Genomic DNA, 5,321 nt, shown 5'->3' on the forward strand with positions numbered 1-5,321 from the left:
CTGCCGGAAGGACGCTGACACAATTGGTCAGAGGGGTCGGTTTTGGACGCGAAAATCACCCCTCAGGGGGTCAATATTGCAAGCGATTTCACAGGATAGAAGCACCCCGCCAGCTCGCCCCCCGGCAAAAAGTCCTTTCGGCGGCCGAGGACATTCTGCTTATCGGGGAAGATCCCTTGCATCGAGCGCACTTCCCCGCGCCCGTTGAAAAGCGGGATCAGAAGAGCATCGCGGACCATACGTTCGCGAACAACGCCATCTGCGTCTATGTAATCATTATGCCATTCGCCCTGCCGAACCCCGCAAGGCGAGATACCCTTGTCGCGAAGATATGCATGGTTCGGGTCGGCTGGACTGCCAGAAGCCCAAATTTCTTTGGCCTTCATTGCCGCCGCGTCGTGCTTGTTCTTTTCATTAAGACGGCGCTGTTGCACTTCGGCCTTCGACTTGGCTCGGATAGCGCGCCATTCTTCCCGACTTAGGCGTTTCCAGCCATTGGCCGACCAAGAATGGTGCTCCTGAGTTCGCCAGTACCCAACGGCGCCCCGCGGCACCGTATCGTCATTAAGGACATACCAAACGTTTTTCGTGCCGCGCTTGTCACGCCGGTCATGGCAACGATGGTATCTGCCATCGGGATAAATATCGGCCGGAAGCTCGAAGCCCTGGCTCCGGGCGTATTCGCGAAATTCTTCGGTGAAGTTGTCGTACATCAGACCCACTCCACCCAATAAAGGCAGTCAACCGACAACCACCTTGAACTCATAGGCATAATTCTACCTCTTCTACTTACGTTTCGGGCAATGCGCTGCCCTGCGGACCAAGAGCCTTTATGGCTCTGGCCTTGGTTCGAGACGTTCAGCTTGTGCTAATTGCTTGCCGCGGTTCGGGGGATGAATGATCGCCCCCCGGCTCTTTGGTTACGCGGCGATGGCCTTCGGCGGCCACGAGAGCCGCTTCGCGTCGCGCTCAAGCGCTCTCAGCCAAAATGCCGGCGCCGAAATTAGGCTCTCAAAGATCTGTCGCTGCATAGGATCGCGGGGCTCCTTTGGCGGCTGCATCAGCTTGTAGCCTGGCCAAAACACCAAATCGCGCGCGGCAAGAAGACATTTGTCATCGGGGATCGCCATCATGCGGCCGAAGTAGTCGCCGACGCGACCAGCATCGCATTCGTTATCGCGAGCGCAACACCGCCAATTTTCCAGCGCGCCAATAAAGGCTGCGAACCTCACCTTGTCCGCAAGCTCGTCGAAAGAACGGGGATGCGCCGAGCGGGCAGCGAGTATTTCTGCTGGCGACGAACGGAACTGCCAAAGCGCGCGCCAGACTTTCTCCATCGGGCGACATTCAGTACTCATAAAACCCCACTCATAGATTTCACGACAGTTCGGAGGCGCCCAATCGGGCAATTCGCCAGCGGACGCCCTGATCTCACGGGCATAGTTTGAAGCCCATGGCTTTCGCCCCGTCGAGGCCAGCCCCTGCAGTGCTCGCCACATCATCGCCTTGGAATTGAGCACAATCGGGTTGGTCGAGACGTATTTCGTAACCTCATTGGTAACGTCTTCCAGAGCGGCAGAAAAATCGTACTCACTACCGGCCGCCCTATATGACGCCGACAGCGCCATAACCGCCCAGAAGGCGCGCTCCTGCCGCCGCCATTTTTGGTCACCAGATACTGCACTCATCAACATACAGATACTCCTCTACAAACAATTGGCTTCACGCGGCCGGCTGACTTCCTCTCCAGACTCAGTTGGCCTGGCAACAGTGATAGGTCATCCTGTTTGCCGTCCGCGCGATTGAGGTACTCGCAAACAAACCCGAGATGGAAGACGACGCTAATAAGAAAGCGGGGAAATTCCCCGGAATCTTTAGCGGCACACTCACCGGAGAGGATCATTGCCTCCGAGTTGAGGCTTTTTGTGAATGCAGATCACAGCGAGTTCACAACAAGCGGGGAAATTCCCCGGAATCTTCAAGTCGCGTCAGAAATGCACATAGCTTGGCCGCCGCCGTGGGGCGATGGTCTAGGCGTGAACAACATGACTGGTGATGACGTGAGTATCCGAACCGATAAACCTGATTTGGGCGCGGCCAGCATTTCGCGGCGCTCATCCAGCACGCGGGTCCGGCAAGGCAAGGTGACCAAGGCTGATTACGAACGTGCGGCAGAGTTCTTGCGTTCGATGGGAGCAGTGCCGACGGAATTAGAACTCGCGCACAATAGGGTTCGTATCGTCACATCACACGGATCGGATATGACTTTGGGCGCGAATCAGGACGATATTGAGCTGGCAGCATGGGCGGCCGAGCATGGCTAAAGTCGAACTCAAGGGCCTCTACACGGTCCGTATGCCTAAACAGACCTACTACTACGCCTACCGCGGCGGCCCTCGTATCTTAGCGCCCTATGGCTCACCCGAGTTCCACGCGGAATTTATGGAGGCGACAAGGCCCAGGACCGACGCTGACGACAAAACGCGATTCAAGGCCTGGGTGACCCTTTACAAGAGCAGTCATGAATGGCGCGAACTGTCCCCCAAAACGCAACGCGTTTGGGCGCCGTGGCTGGACGAAGTGAAGAGCCATTTCGGCAACCTCAGCATGCGCCAGTTCGACCGGCCGATCATTCGCCAGCACATTCGGAAGTGGCGCGATAAGTGGCGTGACCGCCCGCGTGCCGCCGATATGGCGAAACAGGTCTTGTCCCGCGTGCTGAGCTTTGCTGCTGCCGATGGCGCCATTGCGAACAATCCCTGCAGCGGCATTCCAAACCTTTACCACGGAGACCGTTCCAGCATTATTTGGACGCCGGACGATATTGACCACTTTGCCAAGACCGCTTCCGAGGAATTGGTGTTCGCGGCGCGTTTGGCATCCTTGACCGGCCTGCGGCAAGGAGACCTCCTACGGCTGTCGTGGGGCGAGATTGGCGCAAACGCTATTGAGCGCAAGACAGGGAAGAGCCGCGGGCGTAAGGCCGCGCTAATCCCCCTATACGGCGAACTGCGGGCGCTGCTGGGCACGATCCCGAAACGGAGCCCGATTATCCTGACCAATCATTTGGGCAAGCCGTGGAAGGGCTTCGGCTCAAGCTGGAACAAGGCCATGCTGACGGCTTGGCCCGACGGGAAGGACCTGCACTTCCACGATCTACGCGGAACGGCGGCAACGAACTTTTTCCGCGCCGACCTGTCTATCCGTGAGATCGCAGAGATCATGGCGTGGTCGGAACACAAGGTTGAACGGCTCATCGACCGCTACGTGAAGCGCGACGAACTGCTCAAAGATCGCGTTCGCCGCATGGACAAGGCAGGGAAGGCGATCCGGAACTAGAACGTGAGAAATGCATTCATTTCTCTTGCGTCAGTTCTTCAAGCACGTACTCGTCCTTTGTAGTGTGGATCAGGAATTCCCGGCTCCACCTCGCCCACTTCGCGTCAAGTTTCGTTTGCGCAGTCGCGTTGTGGGCGTAAACAAAGTCGCATCCCTGTCCGACGAAATTCCCAATTGTTCTCCGCGACCAGATCAGCCCTCCTAGCTCAGGATACTCGCCCGACAAGAACGCGGTGCGCGCTATATCTGGTCCACCTTTCCTCGGTATCTTCGTTGAGAGTGCGTATTTCGACTCAATGACCTCAAACGTGTCGCCGTTGACGATCATATATTCCTCGCCAATCGGATATACCGCGCTCAATGCGTGCGGGATCCCACCTGTTGCCGACTGTGCCCAGAAGTTCGCCCCCGAGAACGCAACAACTGAAACATCTTCGGCACTTATAATTCCTTTTTCCCGAGCGGCACGGATTTGATCCCGCTTTTGTTTGAGAGAACTCGTGATCCGCAGCTCGACTTGGCGCCGAGGCGCTGCGTGTAGTGTTCGCTTGCCACCAAGCTCCGGCACCGAATCTGGATGGCCCTCTTTGCCTGCGCCAGGAGTCACGCACTCGATCCAAACTTTGCGTCCTTGTTCAAGAACACAAATGTCAGGCCCAACCTCTCGTTCCGCTTTAAGAACATCCTTGCGTGGTCGGATCTTCTTTCCTTCGTCGAGAAGCAAAACCGTCAGGTACATTTCCCAGAAATGTTCGTCAGGGTGCCTCGCGAACTTGCTCGGAAAGCCTGCATCGGCATACGGCTCGTACTTCACCCATAATTCTTCCAGCGCAGCCCGAATGGCCATCTCCCCGTTCGATTTGGCCTCCCACAAATTCAAATAACCCCGATCTGCATCCGTTGGCGGTTCGATGAACAGTCCCATTCAAACACCCCCTGCTTCGGACGACAGAGCAGAAAAACTCATATCGATCCGCCCTTTTGCGTTTAACACACCAGCAATAACGGCTTGATTCAGCTTAGTTCTTTTGGCACAGATTTAACAGCGAAAGCGCTGACATCGGGCACTTCCACCCCGCTTCCCAAGCTGCATACGAGGGTTCGATTCCCTTCGCCCGCTCCATGGCTTAGCTGAGATCACCCCACCGGTTTTACAGCGGGTTTTACAGTTTCGTTCCAGGGGTGTTCTGCGAGCTGTCGCCGCTCCTAGCTGATCGGGATCCCGAGCTTTCTAGCGACTCGCATGTGCCTACTCGTCCAACTCAACGTCCTTAGCGAATGTTCGGCCCTGGCTGCCAACGCCAATTGAAAAACGAACACGGCCCCCTTTGTTGAGGTGTGTCCACATATGTGGAGATACATTGTCTCGATGCAGATATGTATCGGTGCCCTGTTGATCACGAAGGAAGCCGTACGTCGGCTTTAGCCCCTCCTGCTTAAGGTAACCGTAACGCATGTCACCCCCATCTACTGCCATCCCCAACGGTGACAAAGGGGCGGGACGGCGTCCAAATCGATCAATTACCGCAATCTCAGCATCTATTGAATCGATGAGATCCGACGCATCCAGTTGCGGCATTCGCCTCAACTCCATCATTAATCGACTAGAATTTCTGAGATGCAGAATATGCTTCTCATCGAACACCTTTGGAGAAGCGGCCCTTAGCCAATTCAAAAAGGACGATAGGCATGTCTTTGCAGCATCGAAGTCCCCGCCTCTGGCGAGATATTCGATCTCTCGATGATGGAGCTGAGTAGTGAGATCGGCGAAAATAATGCGATCTCGAACTGTACGAGGCGAAAGCCCTTGCGCCCGCACTAGAAGCTTTCGCGCCTCAGCAAAATTATAGTCGAAAAACGCATTTCTCGCCGATTCCTGGAGCACGGGTGTGAAATCGCTTGCAATATTGACCCCCTGAGGGGTGATTTTCGCGTCCAAAACCGACCCCTCTGACCAATTGTGTCAGCGTCCTTCCGGCAGG

The 5,321-nt window shown here is 55.9% G+C and carries 6 protein-coding genes; 2 read left to right on the forward strand and 4 right to left on the reverse strand.

The window, feature by feature from the left end; genetic code table 11:
- Window positions 1-62: 62 nt before the first annotated feature.
- Together FHS84_RS21020 and FHS84_RS21025 are read right to left on the reverse strand one after the other, a co-directional pair.
- Entirely contained in the window at window positions 63-713 is a 651-nt protein-coding gene (locus FHS84_RS21020; RefSeq protein ID WP_166937517.1) for a primase/helicase family protein, read from the reverse strand.
- Between the two features lie 207 nt (window positions 714-920).
- The gene (locus FHS84_RS21025) at window positions 921-1,694 is read right to left on the reverse strand and encodes a hypothetical protein (protein WP_166937518.1); all 774 of its coding nucleotides are present in this window, start codon (window positions 1,692-1,694) and stop codon (window positions 921-923) included.
- A gap of 342 nt (window positions 1,695-2,036) precedes the next feature.
- Here FHS84_RS21025 and FHS84_RS21030 point away from each other — a divergent pair, with 342 nt between their 5' ends.
- The gene (locus FHS84_RS21030) at window positions 2,037-2,324 is read left to right on the forward strand and encodes a hypothetical protein (protein ID WP_166937519.1); all 288 of its coding nucleotides are present in this window, start codon (window positions 2,037-2,039) and stop codon (window positions 2,322-2,324) included.
- Entirely contained in the window at window positions 2,317-3,339 is a 1,023-nt protein-coding gene (locus FHS84_RS21035; RefSeq protein ID WP_166937520.1) for a tyrosine-type recombinase/integrase, read from the forward strand. Before FHS84_RS21030 ends, FHS84_RS21035 begins: the two co-directional genes overlap by 8 nt.
- A gap of 16 nt (window positions 3,340-3,355) precedes the next feature.
- On the opposite strand, the gene FHS84_RS21040 is transcribed toward FHS84_RS21035, so the two are convergent.
- The gene (locus tag FHS84_RS21040) at window positions 3,356-4,264 is read right to left on the reverse strand and encodes a hypothetical protein (protein WP_166937521.1); all 909 of its coding nucleotides are present in this window, start codon (window positions 4,262-4,264) and stop codon (window positions 3,356-3,358) included.
- 324 nt (window positions 4,265-4,588) lie between these two features.
- Window positions 4,589-5,278, reverse strand: coding sequence for a hypothetical protein (locus tag FHS84_RS21045; protein ID WP_166937522.1), 690 nt, complete (start codon window positions 5,276-5,278; stop codon window positions 4,589-4,591).
- Between the last annotated feature and the right edge of the window lie 43 nt (window positions 5,279-5,321).

Origin of the sequence: Rhizomicrobium electricum (genome assembly GCF_011762045.1) — a bacterium.
GTDB classification, from domain to species: Bacteria; Pseudomonadota; Alphaproteobacteria; order Micropepsales; family Micropepsaceae; genus Rhizomicrobium; species Rhizomicrobium electricum.

What these genes read in the sequence shown, in the direction of transcription:
- FHS84_RS21020 (WP_166937517.1), bottom strand. Translation starts at nt 713, where the DNA reads ATGTACGACAACTTCACCGAAGAATTTCGCGAATACGCCCGGAGCCAG.
- FHS84_RS21025 (WP_166937518.1), bottom strand. Translation starts at nt 1,694, where the DNA reads ATGTTGATGAGTGCAGTATCTGGTGACCAAAAATGGCGGCGGCAGGAG.
- FHS84_RS21040 (WP_166937521.1), bottom strand. Translation starts at nt 4,264, where the DNA reads ATGGGACTGTTCATCGAACCGCCAACGGATGCAGATCGGGGTTATTTG.
- FHS84_RS21035 (WP_166937520.1), top strand. Translation starts at nt 2,317, where the DNA reads ATGGCTAAAGTCGAACTCAAGGGCCTCTACACGGTCCGTATGCCTAAA.